A 476-nucleotide genomic window follows, 5' to 3' on the forward strand; every position below is an offset into this window, starting at 1 on the left:
TGGCGTTTTGTCCCACAGCAGCGCGCGGCCAATTTGTTGCTTGAGCTCAATCTCAGGGTTCTTCTTCTTGAAATCGTTGATGAACCGCGAAAACTCAGACTGATATTGCTGATGTTGCTTGGTAAATTTCATGAGCTTATTTGGCATCAAGGTTGGAATCAGGCGTTATTTTACCCTGTCTCAGGACAGATTCTGGCAAAGGAAACGATATGAAGCGGTTGATTGGTATCATCCTCGCGACGATGTTCACACTATTGATTGGCGCCTGCGATCAGCAAGGGCGTCCGATTCAGGAGTTTGGTTTGGATAAGCTTAGCAAAGGTATTTCGACAGAAGGCGATGTGCGCACAGTCATGGGCCAGCCTGATACGGTGCGCGACGAACCCGACGGAAGCCGCACGCTGGAGTACCCAAAAGGGCCGGCAGGGCATCGTACCTGGTTTTTTACCATCGGCAAGGATGGCAAGCTGATTGAT

2 protein-coding genes are annotated in these 476 nt (G+C 50.2%); one reads left to right on the plus strand and one right to left on the minus strand.

What is annotated here, in order from left to right; genetic code table 11:
* On the minus strand, positions 1–147 hold a 147-nt coding region (locus DVK06_RS19965), incomplete at its 3' end, for a DUF3460 family protein (protein WP_369333411.1).
* 62 nt (positions 148–209) lie between these two features.
* Between DVK06_RS19965 and DVK06_RS17505 the strand changes: the two genes are divergently transcribed.
* On the plus strand, positions 210–476 hold a 267-nt coding region (locus tag DVK06_RS17505; RefSeq protein ID WP_199718799.1), incomplete at its 3' end, for a hypothetical protein.

It is taken from the genome of Halorubrum sp. Atlit-28R (assembly GCF_003665955.1).
GTDB classification, from domain to species: Archaea; Halobacteriota; Halobacteria; order Halobacteriales; family Haloferacaceae; genus Halorubrum; species Halorubrum tropicale.